Source organism: Ancylobacter sp. GW821-FHT10E12 (genome assembly GCF_058809335.1).
This window is the reverse complement of the sequence record NZ_JBXASN010000012.1, coordinates 127,901-152,322: the sequence shown is the minus strand read 5'-3', so window position 1 is coordinate 152,322 and position 24,422 is coordinate 127,901. Positions and strand designations below refer to the sequence as shown.

Annotated in this window: 23 protein-coding genes; 12 read left to right on the top strand and 11 right to left on the bottom strand. The window is 69.9% G+C overall.

The genetic code is table 11. The features are described 5' to 3' along the window. Positions 1-151 precede the first annotated feature (151 nt). The 7 genes from AC1RU4_RS17380 to AC1RU4_RS17350 form a co-directional block, all read right to left on the bottom strand. Positions 152-916 carry a phosphodiesterase gene (locus AC1RU4_RS17380; RefSeq protein WP_492892373.1) on the bottom strand — a complete coding sequence of 255 codons (765 nt, stop codon included), beginning with the start codon at positions 914-916 and terminating at the stop codon, positions 152-154. Continuing rightward, positions 913-1,725 (bottom strand): inositol monophosphatase family protein, encoded by an 813-nt coding sequence (locus tag AC1RU4_RS17375; protein ID WP_492892372.1) that lies wholly within the window; start codon positions 1,723-1,725, stop codon positions 913-915. The genes AC1RU4_RS17380 and AC1RU4_RS17375 overlap by 4 nt, the downstream gene beginning before the upstream one ends. Continuing rightward, positions 1,722-2,792 (bottom strand): LacI family DNA-binding transcriptional regulator, encoded by a 1,071-nt coding sequence (locus AC1RU4_RS17370; RefSeq protein ID WP_492892371.1) that lies wholly within the window; start codon positions 2,790-2,792, stop codon positions 1,722-1,724. Before AC1RU4_RS17370 ends, AC1RU4_RS17375 begins: the two co-directional genes overlap by 4 nt. After that, the gene (locus AC1RU4_RS17365) at positions 2,789-3,628 is read right to left on the bottom strand and encodes an ABC transporter permease (RefSeq protein WP_492892370.1); all 840 of its coding nucleotides are present in this window, start codon (positions 3,626-3,628) and stop codon (positions 2,789-2,791) included. Before AC1RU4_RS17365 ends, AC1RU4_RS17370 begins: the two co-directional genes overlap by 4 nt. Positions 3,629-3,630: 2 nt before the next feature. Then, complete coding sequence (locus AC1RU4_RS17360; protein WP_492892369.1) at positions 3,631-4,452, bottom strand: ABC transporter permease; 822 nt, start codon at positions 4,450-4,452, stop codon at positions 3,631-3,633. Positions 4,453-4,711: 259 nt separating this feature from the next. Continuing rightward, positions 4,712-5,863: an ABC transporter substrate-binding protein gene (locus AC1RU4_RS17355; RefSeq protein WP_492892368.1), complete on the bottom strand. Its 1,152-nt coding sequence runs from the start codon at positions 5,861-5,863 to the stop codon at positions 4,712-4,714. Positions 5,864-5,886: 23 nt separating this feature from the next. Continuing rightward, positions 5,887-7,080: an ABC transporter ATP-binding protein gene (locus AC1RU4_RS17350; protein WP_492892367.1), complete on the bottom strand. Its 1,194-nt coding sequence runs from the start codon at positions 7,078-7,080 to the stop codon at positions 5,887-5,889. Positions 7,081-7,312: 232 nt separating this feature from the next. On the opposite strand from AC1RU4_RS17350, the gene AC1RU4_RS17345 reads away from it, so the two are divergent. The 4 genes from AC1RU4_RS17345 to AC1RU4_RS17330 all read left to right on the top strand — a co-directional run bounded on the left by AC1RU4_RS17345 (position 7,313) and on the right by AC1RU4_RS17330 (position 12,215). Next, a complete protein-coding gene (locus AC1RU4_RS17345; RefSeq protein ID WP_492892366.1) occupies positions 7,313-8,383 on the top strand; it encodes an ABC transporter ATP-binding protein in 1,071 nt (356 codons plus the stop codon). Between the two features lie 25 nt (positions 8,384-8,408). After that, positions 8,409-9,356, top strand: coding sequence for an ABC transporter substrate-binding protein (locus AC1RU4_RS17340; RefSeq protein WP_492892365.1), 948 nt, complete (start codon positions 8,409-8,411; stop codon positions 9,354-9,356). A 119-nt stretch (positions 9,357-9,475) separates the two neighbouring features. Then, entirely contained in the window at positions 9,476-11,125 is a 1,650-nt protein-coding gene (locus AC1RU4_RS17335; RefSeq protein WP_492892409.1) for an ABC transporter permease, read from the top strand. A gap of 1 nt (position 11,126) precedes the next feature. After that, positions 11,127-12,215, top strand: coding sequence for an MBL fold metallo-hydrolase (locus AC1RU4_RS17330; RefSeq protein WP_492892364.1), 1,089 nt, complete (start codon positions 11,127-11,129; stop codon positions 12,213-12,215). Here the strand turns inward: AC1RU4_RS17330 and AC1RU4_RS17325 are convergent. Then, positions 12,205-13,227 (bottom strand): LacI family DNA-binding transcriptional regulator, encoded by a 1,023-nt coding sequence (locus AC1RU4_RS17325; protein ID WP_492892363.1) that lies wholly within the window; start codon positions 13,225-13,227, stop codon positions 12,205-12,207. The genes AC1RU4_RS17330 and AC1RU4_RS17325 overlap by 11 nt on opposite strands. 165 nt (positions 13,228-13,392) lie before the next feature. Here AC1RU4_RS17325 and AC1RU4_RS17320 point away from each other — a divergent pair, with 165 nt between their 5' ends. The 8 genes from AC1RU4_RS17320 to AC1RU4_RS17285 all read left to right on the top strand — a co-directional run bounded on the left by AC1RU4_RS17320 (position 13,393) and on the right by AC1RU4_RS17285 (position 22,684). Then, the gene (locus AC1RU4_RS17320; protein ID WP_492892362.1) at positions 13,393-14,451 is read left to right on the top strand and encodes a sugar phosphate isomerase/epimerase family protein; all 1,059 of its coding nucleotides are present in this window, start codon (positions 13,393-13,395) and stop codon (positions 14,449-14,451) included. Continuing rightward, positions 14,448-15,584: a Gfo/Idh/MocA family protein gene (locus AC1RU4_RS17315; RefSeq protein ID WP_492892361.1), complete on the top strand. Its 1,137-nt coding sequence runs from the start codon at positions 14,448-14,450 to the stop codon at positions 15,582-15,584. Before AC1RU4_RS17320 ends, AC1RU4_RS17315 begins: the two co-directional genes overlap by 4 nt. Then, positions 15,569-17,086: a sugar ABC transporter ATP-binding protein gene (locus tag AC1RU4_RS17310; RefSeq protein ID WP_492892360.1), complete on the top strand. Its 1,518-nt coding sequence runs from the start codon at positions 15,569-15,571 to the stop codon at positions 17,084-17,086. Before AC1RU4_RS17315 ends, AC1RU4_RS17310 begins: the two co-directional genes overlap by 16 nt. Beyond that, positions 17,079-18,077: an ABC transporter permease gene (locus tag AC1RU4_RS17305; protein ID WP_492892359.1), complete on the top strand. Its 999-nt coding sequence runs from the start codon at positions 17,079-17,081 to the stop codon at positions 18,075-18,077. Before AC1RU4_RS17310 ends, AC1RU4_RS17305 begins: the two co-directional genes overlap by 8 nt. A 25-nt stretch (positions 18,078-18,102) precedes the next feature. Next, positions 18,103-19,062 (top strand): ABC transporter substrate-binding protein, encoded by a 960-nt coding sequence (locus tag AC1RU4_RS17300; protein WP_492892358.1) that lies wholly within the window; start codon positions 18,103-18,105, stop codon positions 19,060-19,062. A gap of 169 nt (positions 19,063-19,231) precedes the next feature. Then, entirely contained in the window at positions 19,232-20,689 is a 1,458-nt protein-coding gene (locus AC1RU4_RS17295; RefSeq protein ID WP_492892357.1) for an AMP nucleosidase, read from the top strand. Positions 20,690-20,849: 160 nt separating this feature from the next. Continuing rightward, positions 20,850-21,848, top strand: coding sequence for a tRNA dihydrouridine(20/20a) synthase DusA (gene dusA / locus AC1RU4_RS17290; RefSeq protein WP_492892356.1), 999 nt, complete (start codon positions 20,850-20,852; stop codon positions 21,846-21,848). Then, positions 21,845-22,684 carry a sulfite exporter TauE/SafE family protein gene (locus tag AC1RU4_RS17285; protein WP_492892355.1) on the top strand — a complete coding sequence of 280 codons (840 nt, stop codon included), beginning with the start codon at positions 21,845-21,847 and terminating at the stop codon, positions 22,682-22,684. The genes dusA and AC1RU4_RS17285 overlap by 4 nt, the downstream gene beginning before the upstream one ends. Before the next feature lie 5 nt (positions 22,685-22,689). Here AC1RU4_RS17285 and AC1RU4_RS17280 read toward each other — a convergent pair whose 3' ends face one another. The 3 genes from AC1RU4_RS17280 to cobS are packed head-to-tail and all read right to left on the bottom strand — an operon-like array spanning position 22,690 to position 24,421. Next, positions 22,690-23,418: a retropepsin-like aspartic protease family protein gene (locus AC1RU4_RS17280; RefSeq protein WP_492892354.1), complete on the bottom strand. Its 729-nt coding sequence runs from the start codon at positions 23,416-23,418 to the stop codon at positions 22,690-22,692. Continuing rightward, the gene (locus AC1RU4_RS17275) at positions 23,415-23,594 is read right to left on the bottom strand and encodes a DUF1289 domain-containing protein (RefSeq protein ID WP_492892408.1); all 180 of its coding nucleotides are present in this window, start codon (positions 23,592-23,594) and stop codon (positions 23,415-23,417) included. The genes AC1RU4_RS17280 and AC1RU4_RS17275 overlap by 4 nt, the downstream gene beginning before the upstream one ends. A gap of 14 nt (positions 23,595-23,608) precedes the next feature. Then, positions 23,609-24,421, bottom strand: coding sequence for an adenosylcobinamide-GDP ribazoletransferase (gene cobS, locus AC1RU4_RS17270; RefSeq protein WP_492892353.1), 813 nt, complete (start codon positions 24,419-24,421; stop codon positions 23,609-23,611). Position 24,422: the final 1 nt, after the last annotated feature.

The window sequence follows — 24,422 nt, the reverse complement described above, 5'->3', positions numbered from 1 at the left end:
TGGGGCAAGTTAAATTTAAACTCAACTCTATTTTTAGAGTTTGCTTCATAGATTTTGGGCCGTCAATAGAGCGCGACGGGCCGGGCGGGTCGCGCCCGCGTGGCGCCGGTCGCGCTGTCCCGGTCGCGCCGTCCCGGTGCTCAGGCGCCCGTCACGCCGGACGGCTGTCGCGCAGCGGAAACTCGTGCGGATGCACGGCGATGCTGCCGTTCCCGGCGAAAATGACCGCGTAGGCGGGCGGCTCGAAGCTGACCGCGTGCGGGCCGGTGAAGGCCAGCGCCGACTGGTGGTTGGTGCCCCGCAGCGTGGCGAACGGTATCCCGTCCCAGGTGCCGTGCGCCAGGCGATGGACATGGCCGGCGAAGATGTGCCGCACGTTGCCGTGCCGTCGCAGCAGGTCCCGCAGCTCGCCGGCCTGCGCGAGGCGGGTATCGTCCAGCGAGGGAATGCCGATCGGGCAGGGCGGATGGTGCAGGAACAGCAGCGCGTCCGCCGCCTCGCGCAGCGTGGCGTCGAGCCAGGCGAGGCGCCGCGCGCAGAGCCGCCCCTCGATCCGGCCCGGCTCCAGCGTATCGAGGAGAACGATCCGCATCGCCCCGAAATCGGCAAGGCCATGCGCGAAGCCGTCCACGGCGAGGCCGCCGGGAAAGCTGGCGGCGAAGGCGGCGCGGTCGTCGTGATTGCCGAGCATCAGCCGGAACGGCGCCTCCAGCAGGGCGAGCCGCTCGGCCAGCGCCGCATAGGCCGAGGGCTCGCCGTCGTCGGTCAGGTCGCCCGAGAACACCACCAGATCGGCATCGGCGTGATGGCGGTTGAGATCGGCGATGCAGTCCTCCAGCCGCGCCAGCGGATCGGAGCCGAACAGTTTGTCGCCTGGCGCCACCAGATGAAGGTCGCTGACCTGGATGATCTTCACGCCGCCGTCTCCAGCCGCACGGCCTCGACGAGCGCGACAAGATCGTCCCGAAGCTGCGGCGCGCAGCCGATCACCGGCCCGCCCGCGACCAGGTCGCCATCGGCGGCGAACGCCCCGGTCCAGCCGCCCGCCTCGCGGATCAGGCAGAGGCCGGCGAGACAGTCCCAGGCGTGCATATGCGGCTCGTAATAGGCGGCGAGCCGCCCGCAGGCCACCTGGGCCAGGCTGAGCGCGCCCGAGCCGTTGCGCACGAACATGCCGCCCGCCTCGATCAGTTTTTCCACGAGGCCGGCGACGACACGCGGCGGCACCCGGAAATTGGCGCCGAGGCCGGTGAGGCCATGGCGCAGGTCGGTGGCGGTGTCGACCGCGATCGGCCGGCCATTGAGGAAAGCGCCGCCGCCGTCCACGGCGCTGAACAGCTCCTCGGCATTCGGGTCGAGGATGAACCCCGCCACCGTCGCGCCGCGCTCGACCAACGCCAGCGCGACGCACCAGTTGCGGATGCCGTGCACGAAGCAGCTGGTGCCGTCCACCGGATCGAGCACCCAGGTGAAGCCGGACGAGCCCGGTGCGAAGCCGTATTCCTCGCCGAGGAAACCGTCCTCCGGAAAGGCTTCGGCGATGCGCCGCCGCACCAGCTTCTCCACCTCGCGGTCGGCGAGGCTGACGACGTCCTGGCCGCTGGTCTTGGTCTCGACGAGGATCGTCGTCACCTCGGCGAAATAGCCGAGCGCCAGGGCGCCGGCCTCCAGGATGATCGCGCGCGCGGCGTCGGTGCGTGCGGCAAGCGGGGCAGGGGCGTTCACGTGCGGGCTCCGGGATCGGGCCTGGCGGCCGGGGAAGGGGTGGGCCGCGTGCTGGCCCGCTCGACATAGGCCGCGTCGAGCCGCGCGGTGGACGGGGCGGCCAGCGGATCGGCGAGCCGGCGGTCGAGATGCTCGATCGCGCAGGCGGCGATCCCGGCGGGATCCTGCCGGAAGGTGCTGAGCCGATAGGCCTCCCACGCGGCTTCGGGGATGTCGTCGAAGCCGATCACCGAGACGTCGTCGGGCACGCCGAGGCCGAAGCGGCCGCGCGCGGCGTCGATGAGGCCGAGCGCGATCAGGTCGTTGACGCAGAACACCGCCTGCGGCGGGTCCGGCCGGTCGAACAGCGCCGCCGCCGCCTCGCGTCCGCCGGCATAGTCGGAATCGGTGCCGCGCGCGTGGACGACCGCGGCGCCGAGAAGCCGCGCCTCCTCGGCGAAGGCGCGCTCGCGCTCGACGATGCTCGGCGTGCCGGAGGCCGAACCGGCGAGGCCGAGCCGGCGGACCCCCCGCGCCACGAACAGGCGGGCCGCCTCGCGCGCGGCGCCTTCATTGTCGATCCGCACATGGTCGCAGCCGGGTTCCGAGCGGCCGATCGAGATCAGCGGCTGGCCGTTCTGCCGCGCCAGCTCGACGAAGGAGGCCGGCGGCGAGCCGGAGAGGATGATCGTCGCCTCGGCGCGATAGCCGAACAGCGCCGCCTGCGCCGCCCGGATCTCCGCCTCGGAGCTGCCGGTATTGATGATGAAGGGGACATTGCCGCGCCGGATCAGCGCCGTGGTCAGCGCCGCCACCAGATGCGCGCGGAAGCCGACCTCCGGCTTGGTGACGACGAGGCCGACGAGACGGCTGCGGTTAGCGAGCAGGCCGCGCGCCAGGTCGTTGACCTGGTAGCCGAGCTCGGTTGCGGCCCGCATCACCTTCTCGCGGGTTTCCGGCGCGATGCTGGCGCCGGGCGTGAAGGCACGCGAGACCGCGGAGCGGGAGACCCCGGCGCGTTCGGCCACCTGCTGGGCGCTGACGAATCCCCGCGCGGCGGCGGCTTCATCGGAGAACAGGACATTCATCGGCCGACCTTCGACAGCACGTCGGATTTGAGGAAGCGCTCCACCACCAGCATGAAGCCGATGGACGGAACCAGAAGCAACAAGGCGGTGATCGAGGCGATCTGGTAGTTGCCTCCCGCGCCCGCCGTGTAGAGCAGCAAAGGCAGCATGTTCACGTCCGGCGCGCCGACGAAGAAGCTGCCGGTGAACTCGTCGAGCGATTCGAGGAACACGAAGATCGCGCTGGCGAGCAGGCCCGGGGCGGCGAGCGGCAGCGTCACGTCGCGAAAGCTGCGCAGCGCGCCCGCGCCGACGGAGCGGGCCGCCTGTTCGAGCTCGATGTCGACGGCGGCGAAGGCGGCGGTGGCGATCCACACCGCATAGACCAGCCCGTGCGTCGCATGCACCAGCACCACGCCGGCGATCGTGCCGTTGAGGCCGATCTGGTAGAACAGCCGGGCGATGTTGACGTAGACCGGCAGGTTCGGGAAGGCCTGCGGAATGAGGAAGGCGAGCAGGATCGCCGCCCGGAACGGCAGCCGCAGCCGCGCCAGCGCATAGCCGGCGGGAATGGCGAGGGCGAGCGAGACGACGACCGTGAGGCTCGCCACCAGCAGGCTGTTGCCGAGCGATTCCATGGCATTGCCGCGCGCGCCGAACACGCGGGCCCAATAGCCGAACCCGTAGTCGAGCGGCAGCGCGTGGGGGAAATACCAGCGCTCGGCCACGGTCCACAGCACGAGATTGGCGAGCGGGCCGAAGATGACGAAGGCGAGGAGACCCAGCACCAGCCCGCGCGGGATCCACCACAGGTCGAGGCCCGTGCCGGCCATGCGTCCGGCCGAAGGCGCGGCCATGCTCATGCCCGCTCCTTCAGGCTGTGGCGCAGGTAGAACGCGGCGGCGCAGACGCTGATGGCGAGCGAGACGAGGCCGAGCGCGTTGGCGACGCCGTAATCGCCATAGGCGTTGATGCGGAAGGCGATGTCGGCGGTGATCATGGTCGGCGACTGGGCGTTGATCATCAGCGGCACCGAGAGCACCGACATCATGGTGACGAAGGAGAGCACCAGCGAAACCAGCAGCGTCGTCGCCACCTGCGGCAGCAGGATCTCGACGAGGATGCGCAGGCGGGAGGCGCCGAGATTGCGCGCCGCCTCGATGGTGCCGCGGTCGACCGACGCCATCGCCCCCGCCACCAGCAGGGCGACGAAGGGCGTCTGCTTCCAGACGAAGGCGATGACGATGCCGCGCCAGTCGAGGAAGCTCGCCGCCTGCAGCGGCGTGATGAGGCCGGCACCGATCAGCACGTTGTTCATCAGGCCGTTGCGGGCGAGGAAGGTCCTGAGCACCTGCCCGACGACGATGAAGGGAATGAACATCGGCCAGCGGTAGAGCCAGCGCAGGATCGCCACCGCGCGCGGATTGTCGCCGAGCGTGAGGTAGCCGCCGATGGCGATGGCGAACAGGCCGATCAGCACGGTCGACAGGCCGACGATGACGATGGTGAACACGATGTCCGGCGTGTAGAGCTCGAAAACCTTGGCGAAATTGCCGAGCCCGTAGCCGCCACCGAGCGCGAACGCCCCGGCAATGGAGGCGGCGAGCGGCACCACGAACAGCAGCAGGATCACCGCCAGGGCGGGCAGGACGAGGATCAGTCCCAGCAAAGGCATCGGCATGTCGATGGTCCGGGGAGGAAGGGACCGCCCGGCTCATCCGGGCGATCCATCAGGCGGGTCGGAGACGATGGGGCAAGGCGTGGGGGCAAGGCGTGGGGGCAGGGCGTTGGCCCGGCTGCGCCGGGCACCTCAGGATGACGAGGCCGGCTTTTGGAACGAGGCCGCTTCTCGGGACGGCACAAGGACCCCCTCATGCCGAGGAGCGGGGCATGGCGCCGCGTCTCGAAGCGCGCACGCCTGCCCCGCCGCGTTCCAGCGCTCAGTTGGTCGCCCGGCGCTCATAGGCTTCGAGGATCGCGTTGTTGTAGGGCGCGATCGGGAACGGCTTGCCGTATCTGGCGAGGTCTTCCGGCGTCACGTTGGTGAACAGCTTCTTCCAGGTCGCTTCGTCGAGCTCGGCCTGGACGTACTGGGCGTCGATGCCCGGATACCAGTTGAAGCGCTTGACGATGCCTTCGGCCTGCACCTTCGGGCTGGTCGCCAGCTCGACGAACTTCTCGGCCAGCTCCCGGTTCGCGCTCTTGGCCGGGATCACGTAGTGCATCGGCTGGCCGGGCATGCCCGGCGCCGGCAGCACCAGCTTGAAGTCGGCCGGCAGGCGGCCGTCGGCCTGCCAGGAATAGAACATGTCGACCCATACCGGACCCATGGCGATCTCGCCGCGCGAGAGCAGGTCGAGCGTGCCGGCATTGCCCGGCGTCAGGGTGGCGTTCCGGGTGAAGTCGCGCAGCGAGGCGAAGGCGGCGTCCCACTTGCGGGTCTCGGCCTCGTCGAAGGGGCCGTTCATCAGCTTGGTCGCGTCGCCGTCGCCGAACGCGTAGATCCAGCCCATGACGAAGCTCACGCCCGAGGCGCCGCCCTTGATGCCGTTATAGCCGAACTGCCTGGGATGGGCCTTGGCCCATTCGGCGATCTCGGCATAGGTTTTCGGGGGGGTCGGCACCAGCGCCGGGTTGTAGGCGATGGCGGTCTGGCTGTTGAACATCGGCATCACGTAGCCGGCGACCCTGGTGCCGAGCGCCATGTCGGCATTGGCGCGGGACACCAGCTTGCCGGTCGATATCCGGTCCCGGTAGGGCTCCAGATAGTCCCCCTTGATCATCGGGCCGACGAACTTCTCGTGCACGACCGCGACGTCGGTGTCCCAGGTCGGGCTGCCGGCCTGCTTCTGCGCCTCGAAGCGCTCGACGATCTTCTGCGAGCCGGCATCGCCCGGCCCGCTGCCGACGACACGCACCGTGTTGCCGGGATACTGCTTCTCGAAGAGCGGGGCGAGGTACTGGTTGACGTAGTCGACCATGTTCTGGTCGCCGGCGGTGATGACGGTGAGCTCGGCCGCGGACACGGGCGCGGCCGAAAGGCCGAGGGCCAGCGTCGCCGAGACGAGTGCAGGCTGGAGGAGGCTCTTCATGGGGCAGGGTCTCCGTTGGGGGATCAGAGAGCGGCCGCCTGCGGAACGCGGTCCGGGCGGCTGGCGGGCAGGGAGCTGGCGGGCAGGGGGATCGCGGTCTGCCGGGCCGGTGCCGGCAAGGCCGGCGGCGAAGCCGCATTGAAGAGGAAGAGCTTGTCGGCCGGGACGCGCAGCCACACGGCGGTGCCCGGCTCCATCGCGCGCTCGGCATCGGCGAAGACGGAATCGTCGCCGATGCGCACCGAATGACGCCAGGCGCCGCCGAGATAGCTCACCGCCTCGACATGGCCGAACAGGTTCAGGGCCGCCTGCGAAGACGCCGTGCGAGGAGCGGCGTCGGCGGCGGCGAGGCTCGCCCCCTCGGCCCGGAAGCGGGCCTCGATGCGCCCGCCGTCGAGCCGGCGCCCGTCGAGCGGAAGCCGCGCCGCTTCGTTATGCGGGCCGGCGGCGATGTGCATGCTGTCGCCGGCGACGGTGGCCTCCAGCACCAGCACGTTCTCCGCCCCCATGAAGGCGGCGACGAAGGCGGAGGCCGGGCGGTTGTAGATCTCCTCCGGCGTGCCCTGCTGGGCGATGCGGCCGGCATCGAGGATGACGACGCGATCCGCCATCGCCATGGCCTCCTCGCGGTCGTGCGTCACATGCACGGCGGTGATGCCGAGCCGCTTCTGCAGGGCGCTGATCTCGTGGCGGACCTTCAGCCGGATGCGCGCATCCAGATTGGACAGCGGTTCGTCGAGCAGCAGGATCTGCGGGTCGATGGCCAGCGCCCGCCCGAGCGCCACGCGCTGGCGCTGGCCGCCGGAAAGCGCCGCCGGCTTGCGCTGGCCGAGGCCGGTCAGTCCCAGCAGCTGCTCGATCTCGGCGACGCGGCGCGCGATCTCCGCACGGGACGCTCCCTTGAGCTTCAGCCCGTAGCCGATGTTCTTCGCCACCGTCATGTGCGGCCAGAGCGCATAGGACTGGAAGACCAGCGCCATGCCGCGACGGTCCGGCGGCAGCCGCGTCACGTCGCGGCCGGCGACCGAGATCGTGCCGGCGGACGGTTCGACGAAGCCGGCGATCGCGCGCAGCAGCGTGGTCTTGCCGCATCCCGACGCACCGAGAAGCGCCACGAACTCACCCTTGCGGATGGAGAGGTCGAGACGCTCCAGCACGCGCGTCGACCCGTAGCCGACCGACAGATCCGTGATGTGCAACAGGGCGTCGTGGTTCATTCCATTCCTCTGCACAGCTGTGCAAGGCCCGTCGGGAGTGCTCGGCCGGAATGGAGGTAGCGTCCTTTCATTGCATGCTGATGACGACCACGGCCCCGCGGCCGTGCCGGCGATGCCGCAGCGGCAGCCGCGCAGGGCCTTGCGCACCCATGCCGGCGACGCCTTGCGCCGTCACGTGTCTGTCATATGGCTGTCCTAGCAGTGCCCGGACTGCATCGTTCCCGGAACACCCATGCCATCAGGAGCCCACCCGGCGGTCTCGGTCCGCGGCCTTGGCCTTTGCTATGGCGCCGCCCGGATTCTCGACGAGGTGGGCTTCGACGTCGCGCCGGGCGAAATCCTGGCGCTGCTCGGCCCGTCCGGCTGCGGGAAGACGACCCTGCTGCAGCTGCTTGCCGGACTGCTCGCGCCGACGGCCGGACGAATAGACATCATGGGACGCACGGTCGCCGACGCGGCAACCGGCCGGTTCGCGCCGCCGGAGGCGCGGGGGTTGAGCATGGTCTTCCAGGACTATGCGCTGTGGCCGCACATGAGCGTGGCGGCGAATGTCGCCTTTCCGCTGGAAATGCGCGGCGTGCCGGCGGCGGAGCGGCGGGTGCGGGTGATGGCGGCGCTGGAGCGCGTCGGCCTCGGCGCCATGGCCGGGCGCCGCCCGTCCGACATGTCGGGCGGGCAGCAGCAGCGCGTCGCGCTTGCCCGCGCCGTCGTGGCCGAACCGCCACTGGTCCTGTTCGACGAGCCGCTGTCGAATCTCGATCCCGAACTGCGCGAGGCGATGGTCGGGGAGATCGGCGGCCTCGTCGCCCAGCTCGGCCTGACCGCGATCTATGTCACCCATGACCGGACCGAAGCCTTTGCCCTCGCCGATCATGTCGCGGTGATGCGCGCGGGGCGGATCGCCCAGTTCGCGCCGCCGGAGACGCTGATCGCGGCACCGGCGAGCGCGGAGGTCGCCGAGTTCCTCAACCTCGGCTGCGTGCTGCCGGTGCGTCGTGCCGAGGCCGGATGGCAGATTGCGGGCACGACGATGCATGTCGGCGCGGCGGGCCCCGAGGCCCGCGAGGCCCGCCTGCTTCTGCCGGGCCGCAGCCTTCGGCTCGGACCCGCCGAGGCCGGGCGTCCCCATGCAGAGGTGCTGCGCACCCGGTTCCGCGGCGACGGCTACGCATTGACGCTGCAGGTGTGCGGCACCGCCTTCGAGATCCAGGTGTCGAGCCCGCACCGGGCGAAGGTCGGCGACGTGGTCGGCCTGTCCTGCCCGCCGGAAGAATTGCGCTGGTTCGCCGGCGCCGCGGCCTAACCCCTTTTTCAGGAGAACGAAGACCATGCGCGCATTTTCTATGGTCCTGGCCCTGGGCGCGTCCCTGGTGGCCAGCGCGGCGATGGCCGACATCACGGTCTATTCCGCCGGTCCCGGCGGGCTGATCGACAAGCTGGCCAAGGGCTTCACGGACAAGACCGGCGTCAAGGTCGCCGTGTTCCAGGCGACGACCGGCAAGATCATGGCCCGCATCGAGTCGGAAGCCGCCAATCCGGTGGTCGACGTGCTGATCTCGGCCTCGTGGGATACCGCGACCGATTTCGCCAAGCGCGGCTGGCTGCTCGCCTATGCCAGCCCGAACGCCGGCAAGGTGCCGGACTTCCTCAAGACCGATACCGCGGTCACGCAGGGCATCTCGGCGCTCGGCATCGCCTGGAACCCGGCCTCCGGCACGCCGAGGCCGAAGGAATGGGCGGACCTCGCCGACCCGGCCTACAAGGACCTCGTCACCATCCCGGACCCGGCGCAGTCCGGCGCCTCCTTCGAGCTGGTCGCCGCGCTGCAGGCGCAGTCCGGCTGGGGCCTGTTCAAGGACCTCGCGGCCAATGGCGCCATCGTCGCCGGCGCCAATGCGGAGGCGCTGAACCCGGTGATGCAGGGCGCGAAGGCGGCCGTCTTCGGGGCCGTCGACTATATTTCGCTCGCCGCCAAGGCCAAGGGCGAGTCGATCGACGTGATCTTCCCGGCTTCGGGCACCATCGTCGCGCCGCGGCCGATGATGATCCTCAACTGGTCCAAGCAGCCCGAGGATGCCAGGAAGTTCATCGACTACGTGCTCTCGGACGAAGGCCAGAAAGCGGTCGCCGCGACCTATCTCATGCCCGCGCGCACCGATATCGCCGCCAACCGGCCGCTGATCTCCGACCTCAAGATCCTGACCGTCGACGCCGCCGCGGTCTACGGCAAGCGCGACGAGACGCTGGCCGCGTTCGGCAAGGTCTTCGGCAAGTGATCCGGGCGCGCGGGTTCTCGGGCACGGGCTCCTGAGCGGGTGATCGTCGGCAGGTGAACATCGCCAGGGGAAGCAAGCGGCTCGCGACGACGGCGGGCGGGCACGGCCTGATCGGCTGGGTGACGGGGATCAGCCTCGCCGTCATCGTGGCGGTGCCCTTCGTCTTCATCGTCCTGCAGGCGATCTTCCCCGAACTGGGGCGCGGCTCCCTCGCCGCGCCGCTCCGGCATCTCGGACGCACGCTCGGCGATCCGGCCCTCCTGCGCCTCGCCGGCAACACGCTGCTGCTCGGGCTCGGCGTCATCGCCGGCTGCGCGCTGGTCGGCGTGCCGCTTGCCGTGGCGCGGGCGCTGTTCCGCGTGCCGTTCGCCCTCGTCTGGGACGTGCTGTTCCTCGTCCCCTTCATGATCCCGCCCTATATCGCCACGCTCGGCTGGATCATGTCGATGCAGCCGCGCGGCTATCTCCAGCAGCTCACCGGCGTCAATCTCGGGCCGCTGCTGTTTTCCGTGCCGGGCATGGCGCTGATCATGACCCTCAACCTCTTTCCGGTGGTCTATTTCGCCGTCTCGCGCACCATCGAGGCGGTCGGCACGCGCTATGCCGATGTCGGCCGGGTGTTCGGCGCCCGGCCCGCGCGCGCCTTCTTCCGCATCACGCTTCCGCTCGCCACGCCGGGCCTGGCCGCGAGCCTTCTCCTCGTCTTCGCCCTCGCCATCGAGGAATACGGCACGCCGGCCGCGCTCGGCACCCGCTTCGGCTTCCAGGTGCTGGTGACGGGGATCGAGACCCGCATCTCCGACTGGCCCATCGACCTGCCCGGCGCGGCGATCCTGTCGCTGCTGCTCGTGGGCTTGTCGCTCGTGGCGTTCCTGATCCAGCGCCGCATTCTGACCGCGCGCAACTACGACACGGTCGGCGGCAAGCCGCAGGCCAAGGACAAGCGCCCGCTCGGCCCGTGGGCGGTGCCGGTCACGCTCGCCTTCGCGCTGGTGGCCGTGCTCGCGACCGGGCTGCCCATTCTCGCGATCCTGGCGACGGCGCTGTCGAAGACCATCTCGGGCGGGCTGAAGCCGGGAAATATGGGGCTCCAGCATTTCGCCGAGGTGCTCGGCGACACCAATGGAGCCTGGCAGGCGCTGGTCAATTCCCTGTCGCTCGGGGTGGCGACCGCCGTGCTGGCCGGCGCGCTCGGCGCCATGACCGCCTATGTCGTGGTCAAGGGGCGCGGGCGCGGGCGCATCGCGCTCGACATGCTGGCCATGCTGCCCAGCGCCCTGCCGGGTGTCGTGGTCGCCGTCGGCATGATCCTCGCCTGGAACCAGCCCGCGCTCCCCTTCACGCCCTACAACACCGCGCTGATCCTGCTGCTGGCCTATTGCTGCATCCTGCTGCCGCAGCCGGTGCGCTACGCCACCGCCGCCTTCCAGCAGATCGGCGACAATCTGGAGGCGGCGGCGCGGGTCGCCGGGGCGCGGCCCTTCACCGTGTTCCGGCGCATCATGCTGCCGCTCATCCTGCCGAGCCTCGTCACCTCCATGCTGCTGGTCTTCGCCGTCGCCTCGCGCGAACTGGTCGCCTCGCTGCTGGTGGCGCCGGTCGGCATGATGACCATCGCCGGCTTCATCTGGCGCCAGTTCGAGCAGGGCTCCGTCGGGTTGGGAATGACCATGTCGTTCATCGCCATCGTGCTGACCACCTTGATCCCGATGGTGCTGATCGCCGCGCTGCGCCGCTTTGCCGGCGGACGCTTTACGGGATTGAGCTGAGATGAACCGCCTCGTCGCGCTGTCCGGGTGGGGAGTGAAGGGGCCAGCCTGCTTCCTGCTCGACATCGAGGGGCGCCGGCTGATGCTCGACCTCGGCGAGGGGCCGGATGCGGGACGGCGGCCGGATCTCGCCGGCGTTGGTCCGGTCGATGCGATCCTCATCTCCCACGGCCATCCCGATCATGTCGGCGCGCTCGACCTGGCGGGCAGGGTGGGCGATCCGCCGATCCATGCCACGGCGGCCGTCCGCGCGCTGTCCGGCGATCCAACGCTGAGCGCTGCGGAGGACCTTCCCTTCGGGGGCGCGACATCGATTGCCGGGATCGAGGTCGAGACCGGTCCGGCCGGCCACGCGCCGGGTGCGGTCTGGATGCGGATCGGCGGCGCACAGGGGCTGGTCTATACCGGCGACTATTCGGCCGAGAGCCCGCTCTTCCCCTCGTCCCGGCCGCTGCCGGCGGCCGCGCTGGTCTGCGACGCCAGCTATGGCGATGCCGGCGAGCCGCTCGACGTGCAGATGGCCGATCTCGTCGAGCGGGCGCGAAGGCGGCCGCTGCTGCTGCCCGTGCCGCCCGCCGGGCGGGCGCTGGAAATGGCGCTGGCCTTCCAGCGCTCCGGGGTGGCGGTCTCCCTGTGCCCGGCGACGCGGTCGGTCGCCGAGCTCCTGACCCGGCATGAGAGCTGCGTCGTCCCGCATCTGCGCGACTGGGTCGGCGAATTGCTGGAGACGGCCGGGGTGCTCACGACCGACAGCGCGCCCGCAGGCGCGATGATCGTGGCGGGTGCGCAGGCGGATCGCGGCCTGTCCGCGCGGCTGGCGGCGTCCTGCGCCGCGTCGGGCGAGGCCGACATCGTGTTCACCGGCCACGTCGCGGAGGGCTCCGGCGCCCAGCGGCTGCTGCAGGCGGAAGCCGCCACCTTGCGGCGCTGGAACGTGCACCCGACCCGGAGCGGCCTCGGCGAGCTGGTCGAGGCGGTGCGGCCGAAAGCCATGCTGCCGGCCTTCCTGCCCCGCCCGCGCATGGCCGCGCTGGTCGATGCGTTTCCCGATATTCGGGTCGCGTCGGAGGAGCGCGGCCTCAGCTGGTAGTGTCCGCGGTTGTCGGAGGCGTCCGCACGGGAGCCGTGCTTCCGCGCAGAACCAGCTCGACCGGCAGGATGATGTCGTCCACCCGTTCGTCGCCGGCGATCCGGTCGAGCAGGCGCTGGGCCGCGTGACGGCCGATCGATTCGCGCGGCTGCCTTATCGTGGAGAGCGGCGGCGTCATGTGCGCGACGAGCTCGATGTCGTCGAAGCCGATGACGGAGACATCGTTCGGAACGGCGGTGCCACGGTGCTGGACCTCGCCGATGAAGCCGCAGGCCATCGCGTCGCTGGCCAGGAAGACGGCGGTCGGGCGCTCGTCCGGCGGCAGCGCCAGCCATTCCGCCCCCGCGCGGCGACCGGAGGCCAGGGTGAAGTCGCCGGGAAAGATCCGCGGCGCCGGCAGGCCATGTGCCGCCAGCGCCTGTTCCGCTCCCGCCTGCCGCGCCTCGGACAGGACGTTGCCGGGCGGGCCGGCGACATGGGCGATCCGCCGGTGGCCGAGCTGCACGAGATGCTCGACCGCCAGCCGCGCCGCCCCGCGATTGTCGATCTTGACCCGCGGCGCGGCGAAACCGGGAATCCATTCGCATGCCAGCACCACCGGCACCCGCCGCGCCAGCCCTTCGGCCGGCAGCGAGCCGTCGAGCACGATCAGCCCGTCGGCCCGGCTGGGTTCGGCATAGCGGAGAATCGAAGCGCCTCCCTCGACGCGCGTGTCGGCCACCAGAAGATTGTAGCCGGCGGGAGCCAGCACCGAGGCGATGCCGGAGAGGATCTCGGAGAAGAACGGGTTGGCGAGGTTCGGGACCAGCGCCACGATGCCGCCGGTGCGCCGGTGCCGCAGATTGCGCGCCGCCTGGTTCAGGCGATAGCCGGTCTGGCGGATCGCCTCCTCCACCAGCTGGCGGGTCTGCGCGCTGACGAGCTGCGGATGCGACAGCACCCGGCTGACCGTTGCGGTGGACACTCCGGCAAGCCGCGCGACATCCCCGATTTTCGGCCTGTGGTGCTGCATCGCCTCTCCATAACCCCGCAATGCAGCAAACCGCAATCGGGTCCGCATGCGGGTTCGGATCGCACAGAATTCCTGTTGCAAACGATTACATAACCCAGTTACGTTGTCTGCAACCGATTACAAGAAACATAACGGTTGATCGGCGGCAGCCGGTCGGGAGGAAAAATGCGCACCATCAAGGGGCCTGGCCTCTTCCTGGCGCAGTTCATCGGCACCGAGGCGCCGTTCGACAGCTGGGATTCCATCACGCGCTGGGCTGCGGATTGCGGCTATATCGGCGTGCAGGTGCCGACCAACGACACGCGGATCCTCGATCTCGCGCAGGCCGCCGCCTCGCGCGGCTGGTGCGAGGAATGGGCGGGGCGCGGCGCCGCGAACGGCGTCGCCGTCACCGAATTGTCCACCCATTTGCAGGGACAACTCGTCGCCGTGCATCCGGCCTATGATGCGATGTTCGACGCCTTCGCCCCGGTGGAGGTTCGCGGCGTCCCCGCGGGGCGGCAGGAATGGGCGGTCGATCAGCTCAGGAAGGCGCTGACCGCCTCGAAGCATCTCGGGCTCACCGCCATGGCGAGCTTTTCCGGCGCGCTGGCGTGGCCCTTCGTCTATCCCTGGCCGCAACGGCCGGCCGGCCTGATCGAGGAGGCCTTCGACGAACTGGCGCGCCGCTGGCGGCCGATCCTCGACCATGCCGATGCGTGCGGGGTCGATATCTGCTTCGAGATCCATCCGGGCGAGGACCTGCACGACGGCGACACGTTCGAGATGTTCCTGGAGCGGGTGGACCGGCATCCGCGCGCCAAAATGCTCTACGACCCGTCGCACTACGTGCTGCAGCAGCTGGATTATCTCGACAATCTCGACATCTATGCCGAGCGGATCGGCATGTTCCACGTCAAGGACGCCGAGTTCAACCCGACCGGGCGCAAGGGCGTCTATGGCGGCTACCAGCCCTGGCTCGGCCGCGCGGGCCGCTTCCGCAGCCTCGGCGACGGGCAGGTGGATTTCGGCGCCATCTTCTCCAAGCTCGCCGCCATGGATTTCGACGGCTGGGCGGTCGTCGAGTGGGAATGCTGCCTGAAGCACCCCGAGGTCGGTGCGCGCGAGGGCGCCGCCTTCGTCAGGCACCACATCATCCCCGTCACCGACAGGGCCTTCGACGACTTCGCCAGCACCGGCGCCGACCGTGCCGCCAATCGCCGCCTGCTGGGACTCGATCCATGAGCACGCCGATCCGCCTGGGCATGGTCGGCGGCGGGACCGGCGCGTTCATCGGTGCCGTGCACCGCATCGCCTCGCGGCTGGACGGCGAGTTCGAGCTCGTCGCCGGCGCCCTGTCCGCGACGCCGGAAAAGGCGCGCGCCTCCGCCGACGCGCTGGGCCTGGCGCGCAGCTATGACGATTTCTCCGTCATGGCCCGCACCGAGGCCGATCGCCTGGACGGCATCGAGGCCGTCGCGATCGTCACGCCGAACCACATGCATGCCGGCCCGGCCATCGCCTTCCTCGAACGCGGCATCCACGTGATCTGCGACAAGCCGCTGACCGCGACCATGGATGAGGCGAGGGCGCTCGCCGACGTCGCCCGCGCGTCGACGGCGCTGTTCATCCTCACCCACAATTACACCGGCTATCCCATGGTCCGGCAGGCCCGCGCCATGGTGGAGACCGGGGAGCTCGGCCGGCTTCGCCTCGTCCAGGCGGAATATGTGCAGGAATGGCTGACCGAGGCGGCGGAGACGCAGGGCTCCAAGCAGGCCGAATGGCGCACCGATCCGGCCCGGTCCGGCGCTGGCGGCGCGGTGGGCGATATCGGCACCCATGCCTATAATCTCGCCTGCTTCGTCTCGGGACTGCAGCCGAACGCGCTCGCCGCCGAGCTGACGAGCTTCGTGGCCGGTCGCGCGCTCGACGACAATGCCCATGTCCTGCTGCGTTTCGAGGGCGGCGCGCGGGGAATGCTCTGGGCCAGCCAGGTGGCGCCGGGCAACGAGAACGGGCTGCGCCTGCGGCTTTATGGCGACAAGGGCGGGCTCGAATGGGCGCAGGAGGACCCGAACCGGCTGTGGTTCACCCGCTTCGGCGAGCCCAAGCGTGTTCTCACCCGCAACGGCGCCGGCACCGGCGAGGCGGCTTCGCGCGTCTCGCGCATCCCGCCCGGCCACCCGGAAGGTTATCTGGAAGCCTTCGCCAACCTCTATGCCGAGGCCGCCCGCGCCATCCGCGCGCATCGGGCCGGCGAGGCGCCGCCCATCGGCACCACCTATCCGACGCTGGCGGACGGGCTGGCCGGCATGCGCTTCGTCGATGCCTGCGTGCGGTCCTCGCGGCAGGATGCGGCATGGGTGGCGCTGTGAGTGCCGCTCCGGGTCCGGTGCTGGAGCTGAGCGAGGTCCGCAAGAGCTTCGGGCCGATCGAGATCCTGCACGGCATCGATTTCGCGCTGCATCCGGGCGAGGTCCACGCGCTGATCGGCGAGAACGGCGCCGGCAAATCGACGATCATGAAGCTGCTCGGCGGCTTCCTCGCGCCGACCTCGGGACAGGTCCGGCTCGACGGACGCCCCGCCCCCTTCGCCAGCGGCGCCGAAGCCGAGGCCGCCGGCGTGGTGGTGATCCACCAGGAGTTCAACCTCGCCCCCGACCTCACGGTCACCGAGAACATCTGGCTCGGGCGGGAGCTGGGGCGGGTGTTCCTCGACCATCGCGCCATGCGCGCCGGCACGCAGGACCTGCTCGACCAGCTCGACAGCCGGATCCGCCCGGATGCGCGCATCCGCGACCTGCCGGTCTCGGACCGGCAGATGGTCGAGATCGCCAAGGCCCTGTCGCGCAAGGCGCGGGTGCTGATCATGGACGAGCCCTCGGCCGTGCTGACGCATCGCGAGGTCGAGGTGCTGTTCCGCCAGATCGAGCGGCTGCGCGCGCAGGGCGTGGCGCTGCTCTACACCTCGCACCGCCTCGAGGAAGTCACCCGCCTCGCCGACCGCATCACGGTTCTGCGCGACGGCGCCGTGGTGCGCCGGGCGCTGCGCGGCGAGCTCACCGAGGACGGCATGGCGACCGCCATGGTGGGACGCGACCTCGAGGACATCTACCCGCCACGCCGGCATCCCACCGGCGCCGTGGCGCTGGAGGTCCGCGGCTTCAGTGTGCCGCCGCTGGTCGAGAACGTCTCCTTCACGCTGAATCGGGGCGAGGTGCTCGGCATATCGGGCCTCGTCGGGTCCGGGCGCACGGAACTGGCGGAGGGGCTGGTGGGCCTGCGCCCCGCGAGCGGCGAGGTGCGGCGCAACGGCATGCCGGTGCATATCGGCTCGGTGCGCGACGCCGCGTCGCACGGCATGGCTTATCTCACCGAGGACCGGAAGGAGCGCGGCCTGCTGCTCGACAAGAACCTGCGGGAGAACCTGACCCTCTCCACCCTGGCGCAGTTCGGCGCGCCTTTCCTGTCCACCGCGCGGGAGGAAGCGGCGCTGACGCGCGCCATCGGCGAGTTCGACATAAGGGCGCCGCGCCGGGACATGGCCGTCGGCAATCTCTCGGGCGGCAACCAGCAGAAGCTCCTGCTCGCCAAGACGCTGCTGTCGGAGCCCGAGATCGTCATCATCGACGAGCCGACGCGCGGCATCGACGTCGGCACCAAGAGCCAGATCTATGCCTTCATCGACGCGCTCGCCTCGCAGGGGCGCAGCGTCATCGTCATCTCATCCGACATGCCCGAGATCCTGGGCCTTTCCGACCGCGTGCTGGTCATGCGGCAGGGGCGGATCGCCGGCGAGCTCGACGGGGAGCGCATCACCGAATCCGCCGTGGTCCGGCTGGTGATGGGCACAGCCGAGGAAATCTCCAATGTCTGACACCGCGATTCCCCGGCCGGGCCTTGCCGCGCGCGTGCCCGGCCTGTCGGCGCTGGGGCCGCTGCTGGCGCTGATCCTGCTGGTCGTCCTCGGCGCCATGCTGAACGACAATTTCCTGTCGCAGGGCAACGTCACCAACGTGCTGGCCCGCTCGGCCTTCATCGGCATGATCGCCGTGGGCATGACCTTCGTCATCACCTCGGGCGGGCTCGACCTGTCGGTCGGGTCCATGGCCGCCTTCATCGCCGGGGTGATGATCCTCGCGATGAACGCGCTGCTGCCCGCCATGGGGGTCGGCGTGCCGCTGATCCTGGTCGGCATGGCCATAGCGCTGGCGGTGGGGCTGCTCGCCGGGCTGGCCAACGGCCTCCTGATCACCCAGGCGCGGATCGAGCCCTTCATCGTCACGCTCGGCACCATGGGCATCTTCCGGTCGCTGGTGACCTGGCTGGCGGATGGCGGGACGATCAGCCTCGACTTCGCGGTCCGGCAGCTCTACCGCCCGGTCTATTATTCCGGCCTGTTCGGCATCGCCTGGCCGATCCTGGTCTTCGCCGCCGTCGCGGTCGCCGGGCAGGTCGCCATGCGCCATACCCGCTTCGGCCGCTACTGCGAGGCGATCGGCTCCAACGACAAGGTCGCCCGCTACTCCGCCGTCAGCGTCGACGGCGTCAGGCTGACCACCTATGTGCTGCTCGGGCTGCTGGTCGGCCTTGCCACCATCATGTACGTCCCGCGCCTCGGCTCGGCATCCGGCTCGACCGGCATGCTGTGGGAGCTTGAAGCCATCGCCGCCGTCATCATCGGCGGCACCGCGCTCAAGGGCGGCTATGGCCGCGTCTGGGGCACGGTCGTCGGCGTGCTGATCCTCAGCCTGATCGATAACATCCTGAACCTGGCCGACCTCGTCTCGCCCTATCTCAACGGCGCGATACAGGGGGTCATCATCGTGCTCGCGGTGGTTCTGCAACGCGGGAAATCATCCGCCTGAGAGCGGAAACATGGGAGGAAACAAGATGAAGCGCAGGACGTTCCTGGCCAGTTCGGCCGCTGTCGCCCTTGCCACCGGCCTCGCCGTCCCGGCGGTCGCGCAAGGCAAGAAGGTGGTGATCGGCGTCTCGATCCCCTCGGCCACGCATGGCTTCATGGGCGGGCTCAACTGGCACGCGCAGCAAAGCATCCAGCGGCTGAAGGCGACCTATCCGAACCTCGATTTCGTTCTCGCGACCGCCGGCAATGTCGGCAAGCAGGTGAACGACATCGAGGACATGATGGCCACCCGCAACATCGACGCGCTGGTGGTGCTGCCCTTCGAATCCGAACCGCTGACCAGCCCGGTCAAGGCGGTGAAGGAGGCGGGCAAATGGGTCACCGTGGTGGATCGCGGCCTGGCGCAGCCCGGCATCGAGAACCTCTATGTCGCCGGCGACAACACCGCCTTCGGCCGCGTGGCCGGCGAGTATTTCAAGGCGAACCTGAAGAGCGGCGCCAAGATCGTGGTGCTGCGCGGCATTCCCACGACGCTGGACAATGAGCGCGTCGATGCGTTCAAGGCCGCCATCAACGGCTCGGGGATCGAGATCCTCGACATGCAGCACGGCAACTGGAACCGCGACAAGGCCTTCTCGGTGATGCAGGACTACCTGTCCAAGCACAAGAAGATCGACGCCGTCTGGGCGGCGGACGACGACATGGCCATCGGCGTGCTGGAGGCGATTTCGCAGGCCGGGCGCCAGAAGGAGATGTGGGTCATCGGCGGCGCCGGCATGAAGGAGATCGTCAGGCGCATCAAGGACAAGGATCCGCAGCTGCCGGTCGACGTCACCTACCCGCCGGCGCTGATCTCGGCGGCGCTGGAAATCACCGCCCTGCGCTTCGTGTCGGACACGCCGGTCTATGGGCGGTTCATCATCGGCTCGACGCTGATCACGCCGGAAAATGCCGACCAGTTCTATTTCCCCGACAGCCCGTTCTAGAGCGTCGGCGCCCTGATCGAGGCCCGGACCCGCCCTCCAGCGAGGGCGGGTTTTCTTTCGGCTCTGCCGGCGGACCGCAGGCGCGCGCGGGCTCCCGTTCATCCGGCATTAAAGCCTTCCCGATTGCATCAATACGCGCTAGCAGCGGTTGATGGAGACCATGAATCCGATGACGTTCGAGACCGCGACGACCCCGCAGGCCGCCATCGACCGGCTGGAGAGGCTGTATGGCGCGGCGCGCCAGGCGCTGAGGCACGACCTCAATCGCTTCTTCGAGACGGGGCGGGCGCCGGACGCCGAGGAGCGGGCGCGCTACCGCTACCCGCTGTTGCGCGTGACCTACGAACGGGTGAGGGCGTCGTCGGTGAGGAGCCAGCGCGGCTACGCGAAATTCGCCGTGCCCGGCATGCACGAGACCACCGTGACCCATCCGGCGGAATTCCGCGGCTATCTGCTCGATCAGCTGCAGCCGCTCGTCGACGAATATGGCGTGACCATCGAGACCGGCGTCAGCACGCAGGAGATTCCCTATCCCTACGCGCTCGACGGCGGCGACGAGCTCGGCCGCGGCAAGGTCACGGCGTCCGAGCTCGCGCGGCATTTCCCGACGCCGCTGCTGTCGCTGGTGGGCGACGAGATCGCCGACGGCACCTTCGATCTGGTGGAGGGCGAGCCGCGGCCGCTGGCGCTCTTCGATGCCGTGCGCGTGGACTATTCGCTGCGCCGGCTCGTCCACTATACCGGGACCGATTGGCGCGCCTTCCAGCCGTGGATCCTGCTGACCAACTATCACCGCTATGTCGACCAGTTCGTCCGCTCCGGCCTCGCCGAGATCGAGGCGGGCACCGCCGAGGCGCTGGTGACGCCGGGGGGCATCAGGATCGATCGCGCAGGCATCGACGTCACCGCCGTCGAGCGGGTGATGTCGGCGCCCTGGCACCGTTTCCAGATGCCGGCCTACCATCTCGTGCGCACCGACGGGACCGGCGTGACGCTGGTCAATATCGGCGTCGGCCCCTCGAATGCCAAGACCATCACCGACCATCTCGCGGTGCTGAGGCCGCATTGCTGGCTGATGGTCGGCCATTGCGGAGGGCTGCGGCAGACCCAGATCATCGGCGACTACGTGCTCGCCCACGCCTATCTCCGGCAGGACGGCATTCTCGACGAACTCGTCCCCACCGACATCCCGATCCCCGCGCTCGCCGAGGTCCAGGTCGCGCTCCAGCAGGCGGCGGCCGAGGTCACCGGCGAGAGGGGCGACCAGCTGAAGCGGCGCCTGCGCACCGGCACCGTCGTCACGCAGGACGATCGGAACTGGGAGCTGCGCTGGGCCAAGGAGCGCCGGCGCATCAACCTCTCCCGCGCCATCGCGGTCGACATGGAGTCGGGCACCGTCGCCGCGCAGGGCTACCGGCTGCGGGTGCCCTATGGCACGCTGCTCTGCGTCTCCGACAAGCCGCTGCATGGCGAGATCAAGCTGCCGGGCGCCGCCAATGCCTTCTACGAGCGCGCCGTCAGCGAACATCTCAGGATCGGCCTCGCCGCGCTGGACAAGCTGAAGCAGGCCGGCTCGACCATCCATTCGCGCAAGCTGCGCTCTTTCGACGAGCCGCCCTTCCGCTGACGCGCGGCGCCGCCGCGCGTGCCACGCTCCGATGCCGAAGGAAACCATTTTTCATGCGCTCCTGTGTTTTCGGCGCCGAAACGTGGGATAAGGCGGCACGACAAGGCGCCGAACGGTGGGCGCCCGGTGGTGTCAATCGGATGGTTGCCTCTAGAAAACCATGACTTTTCAACCCTATAGATTCTCCGTCGCACCGATGATGGACTGGACCGACCGGCATTGCCGCGCGTTCCATCGCACCCTCTCGGCACGGGCGCTGCTCTATACCGAAATGGTCACCGCCAATGCGGTGATCCATGGCGACCGCGACCGGCTGATCGGCTTCTCGCCCGTCGAGCATCCGCTGGCGCTGCAGCTCGGCGGCTCGGATCCGGTCGCGCTGGCCAGGGCCGCGGCGATTGCGGGCGAGCGCGGCTATGACGAGATCAACCTCAATGTCGGCTGCCCCTCCGACCGGGTGCAAGGCGGCAATTTCGGCGCCTGCCTCATGCGCGATCCGGCGCTGGTGGCCGCCTGCGTCGCGGCGATGAAGGCGGAGGTCGGCATTCCCGTCACCGTGAAGTGCCGCATCGGCGTCGACGAGCAGGACCCGGAAGCGGCGCTCGACGCCCTTGCCGACGCGGTGCTGGCGGCCGGCGCCGACACGCTCACCGTCCATGCCCGCAAGGCCTGGCTGGAAGGGCTCTCCCCCAAGGAAAACCGCGACATCCCGCCGCTCGACTATGACCGGGTCCATCGGCTGAAGCAGCGCCTGCCGCAGGTGCCGGTCATCATCAATGGCGGCATCGGCTCGCTGGAGGAGGCCGAGGCGCATCTCGTCCATGTCGACGGGGTGATGCTCGGGCGCGCCGCCTACCAGCAGCCGGAATGGCTGCTGGCGGTCGATTCCCGGCTGTTCGGCAGCCCGGATCCCCATGCCGACGCCTTTGCCGCGGTGGCGGCCTTCGAGCCCTATGTCGCCGCGCATCTCGACGCCGGTGGGCGGCTGCACGACGTCACCCGCCACATGCTCGGGCTGTTCACCGGCCGGCCGGGCGCGCGCGCCTTCCGCCGCCGCCTCGCCATCGAGGGCGTCAAGGCCGGGGCCGATCTCGACGTGCTGCGCGCGGCGGTCGACGAGGTGCGCCGCGCCGAGGAACGGCGGGCCTTGGTGGCATGATCCTCGCCTCCCTTCCGCTCGACCAGATCCTCTGGCTGGTCGGCATTCTCGTCGTGGCCGGTTTCGCCACCGGCATCCTTGCCGGCCTGTTCGGCATCGGCGGCGGCGCTATCGTGGTGCCGGTGCTCTATGAGGTGTTCGGCGTCCTCGGCGTGCCGGACGCGCTGCGCATGCATCTGGCGGTCGGCTCGGCGCTCGCCATCATCATGCCCACCGCGCTGCGCTCCTTCTCCGCCCATCGCTCGCACACCAGGATCAATACCGGGGTGCTGCGGCAATGGGTGGTGCCGCTGGTGATCGGCGTGCTCGCCGGCACGGCGCTGGCGGCGGTCTCGCCGGACCGCGTCCTTCAGCTCGCCTTCGTCGTCTTCGCGGTGCTGATGTCGATCCGGCTGCTGTTCGCCCGCGACAGCTGGGTGCTGGCGGACGAGTTGCCGGGGCCGTGGACGATGCGGGCCTATGGCGCCTTCATCGGCGTGATCGCGGCGCTGGTCGGCATCAGCGGCGGCGGCATCGCGGTGGCGATCCTCTCTCTCTACCGGGTGCCGATCCATCAGGCGATCGCCACCTCCTCCGTCCTCGGGGCGCTGATCGCGGTGCCGGGGGTGATCGGCTATGTGCTTGGCGGCTGGCCGCATCTCGCCGAGCTGCCGCCGCTCTCGCTCGGCTTCATCTCGATCCCCGGCGCGCTGCTGGTGGGGACCATCGCGGTGCTGGCGGCGCCGTTCGGGGCGAAGCTGGCGCACCGTTTCACCAGGCGCCAGCTGGAGGTCGGCTTCGGCGTCTATCTCGCCCTCATGGGGCTGCGCTTCGCGGTGGCGATGATCGTCGGCTGAAACATTCAGCGGTCGAGCGCCTTGGCGCGCATCACCAACTTCTCGCCGCGGATCTCGAAACTCTCGAGCCGCGACAGGAAGGTCATGCCGAGCAGGCTGTGCTTCAGCGTGCCGGGGCTGGCGATCAGCGCCGGCACCTGCCGCTCCTCGATGCTGCCGGCGATCGACACCCGGTCGAGCACTACCGCGGCGGCGCGGCCGCGGCCATTGGCGGTGTCGATGGGGATATCGTAGCGCAGCAATTCGATCGGCAGGCCGGCCGCCACCGCGTCCTCCGGCGTCAGCACCACGCTGGAGGCGCCGGTGTCGACCAGCATCGGGATGCGGTTGCCGTTGATCTCGACGCGGATGTTGAAATCGCCGTCGCGGGCGCGGGCGACCTCGATCGCCGGGCCGGAATCGCGAGCGACCGGAACGGCATAGCCGGGGGCGAGCTCGGCGAGCACCCGGTAGGCCGCGGCATGCATCTCGTAGCGGTAGGTATAGCCGGTGCCCAGCACGGCGAAGATGACCAGCCACAGCAGCGCGGCGCGCAACGCCTCGCCGAGGCGGCCGGTGAAGGTCGCCATGGCCCCCGCGCCGACCACCAGCGCCATCGCCGAAAAGGCGACCAGGCGGGTGAGCTGGTTGGTGCTCAGCCCGGCGATGCCGCCGGCCTCGGCATTCCACACGATGAGGCCGATGCCCGCGGCAAGGCCGATCACCACCACCCACATGAAGCGGTCGGCATTCATCGCCCGGCCTCGCAGCGTTGGCGTGCGAGCCGGTTCATTATGGCGCGGCGGGTGGTTTCGTCGAGGCTTGGCCAGGCACCGATCTCCTCGAGCGTGCGGCCGCATCCGACGCAATGGCGTCGGGCGGCATCGAGTGCGCACACTCCGATACAGGGGGTCGAAACGAGTATAGGCATGGGAATCGGGCGGTTCATCCGAACGACCGTGCGAAGATAAGCGCCCCCATCAGGAACGCAATCTCGACGGCGAGCGCCGCCGCACCGGCGACGTCTCCGGTCTGCCCGCCAAATTTGGCCGCGGCAAGGCGGACGAGGCCGGCCCACGCCGCCGCGGCGACAACGAGGCCGCCGGCGAGTGCCGTCCAACCCATTGTCGGGATGAGGAAAATCGCGACGATCGCCAGCGCGGCGATTCCGGCTGTCCACAATGTGGCGGTGCTGGGACGCCCGGCGCGGCCGGCGAGCCCGTCCGGCCGCGCCGAGGGCAGGGCACCGATCATCGCCAGCGCGCCCAGGCGGGCCAGCGCCGAGGCGGCGACCAGCGCGCCCGCCGCGCCGACCCAGGAGAGGGCGGCCAGCGCCTCCAACGCGCCGATGCGCAGCAGCAGTGCCAGCAGCAGCGCCACCGCGCCGAAGGTGCCGAGCCGGCTGTCGCGCATGATGGCGAGCCGGCGCTCGCGGCCCATGCCGCCGAGCCCGTCGGCGGTGTCGGCGAGGCCGTCCTCGTGCAGCGCCCCGGTGGCGAGGGCGAGGGTCGCCACCGCCAGCGTCGCGGCGATGAATCCGGGCAGCAGGGTGAGTGCAGTGAGGTGTACGATGGCGCCGATCAGCCCGACGATCGCGCCGGCCAAGGGGAAGGCCGGGCCGAGCCGGTCGAGGTCCGGCGGGCCGTCCCCCTTCTCCCAGGAAAAAGCCGGCACGGGTATCCGAGTAAGAAACCGCAGCGCCGCCGGCACCGGGGCGAGGACGGCGCGGAGCGCGGCGGCGGGGGAGCGCAGGTCCATC

What these genes read in the sequence shown, in the direction of transcription:
- AC1RU4_RS17340 (WP_492892365.1), top strand. Translation starts at nt 8,409, where the DNA reads ATGCGCGCATTTTCTATGGTCCTGGCCCTGGGCGCGTCCCTGGTGGCC.
- AC1RU4_RS17365 (WP_492892370.1), bottom strand. Translation starts at nt 3,628, where the DNA reads ATGGCCGCGCCTTCGGCCGGACGCATGGCCGGCACGGGCCTCGACCTG.
- AC1RU4_RS17285 (WP_492892355.1), top strand. Translation starts at nt 21,845, where the DNA reads ATGATCCTCGCCTCCCTTCCGCTCGACCAGATCCTCTGGCTGGTCGGC.
- dusA (WP_492892356.1), top strand. Translation starts at nt 20,850, where the DNA reads ATGACTTTTCAACCCTATAGATTCTCCGTCGCACCGATGATGGACTGG.
- AC1RU4_RS17300 (WP_492892358.1), top strand. Translation starts at nt 18,103, where the DNA reads ATGAAGCGCAGGACGTTCCTGGCCAGTTCGGCCGCTGTCGCCCTTGCC.
- AC1RU4_RS17280 (WP_492892354.1), bottom strand. Translation starts at nt 23,418, where the DNA reads ATGAATGCCGACCGCTTCATGTGGGTGGTGGTGATCGGCCTTGCCGCG.
- AC1RU4_RS17325 (WP_492892363.1), bottom strand. Translation starts at nt 13,227, where the DNA reads ATGCAGCACCACAGGCCGAAAATCGGGGATGTCGCGCGGCTTGCCGGA.
- AC1RU4_RS17310 (WP_492892360.1), top strand. Translation starts at nt 15,569, where the DNA reads ATGGGTGGCGCTGTGAGTGCCGCTCCGGGTCCGGTGCTGGAGCTGAGC.
- AC1RU4_RS17355 (WP_492892368.1), bottom strand. Translation starts at nt 5,863, where the DNA reads ATGAAGAGCCTCCTCCAGCCTGCACTCGTCTCGGCGACGCTGGCCCTC.
- AC1RU4_RS17275 (WP_492892408.1), bottom strand. Translation starts at nt 23,594, where the DNA reads ATGCCTATACTCGTTTCGACCCCCTGTATCGGAGTGTGCGCACTCGAT.
- AC1RU4_RS17345 (WP_492892366.1), top strand. Translation starts at nt 7,313, where the DNA reads ATGCCATCAGGAGCCCACCCGGCGGTCTCGGTCCGCGGCCTTGGCCTT.
- AC1RU4_RS17330 (WP_492892364.1), top strand. Translation starts at nt 11,127, where the DNA reads ATGAACCGCCTCGTCGCGCTGTCCGGGTGGGGAGTGAAGGGGCCAGCC.
- cobS (WP_492892353.1), bottom strand. Translation starts at nt 24,421, where the DNA reads ATGGACCTGCGCTCCCCCGCCGCCGCGCTCCGCGCCGTCCTCGCCCCG.
- AC1RU4_RS17295 (WP_492892357.1), top strand. Translation starts at nt 19,232, where the DNA reads ATGACGTTCGAGACCGCGACGACCCCGCAGGCCGCCATCGACCGGCTG.
- AC1RU4_RS17360 (WP_492892369.1), bottom strand. Translation starts at nt 4,452, where the DNA reads ATGCCGATGCCTTTGCTGGGACTGATCCTCGTCCTGCCCGCCCTGGCG.
- AC1RU4_RS17320 (WP_492892362.1), top strand. Translation starts at nt 13,393, where the DNA reads ATGCGCACCATCAAGGGGCCTGGCCTCTTCCTGGCGCAGTTCATCGGC.
- AC1RU4_RS17315 (WP_492892361.1), top strand. Translation starts at nt 14,448, where the DNA reads ATGAGCACGCCGATCCGCCTGGGCATGGTCGGCGGCGGGACCGGCGCG.
- AC1RU4_RS17305 (WP_492892359.1), top strand. Translation starts at nt 17,079, where the DNA reads ATGTCTGACACCGCGATTCCCCGGCCGGGCCTTGCCGCGCGCGTGCCC.
- AC1RU4_RS17370 (WP_492892371.1), bottom strand. Translation starts at nt 2,792, where the DNA reads ATGAATGTCCTGTTCTCCGATGAAGCCGCCGCCGCGCGGGGATTCGTC.
- AC1RU4_RS17350 (WP_492892367.1), bottom strand. Translation starts at nt 7,080, where the DNA reads ATGAACCACGACGCCCTGTTGCACATCACGGATCTGTCGGTCGGCTAC.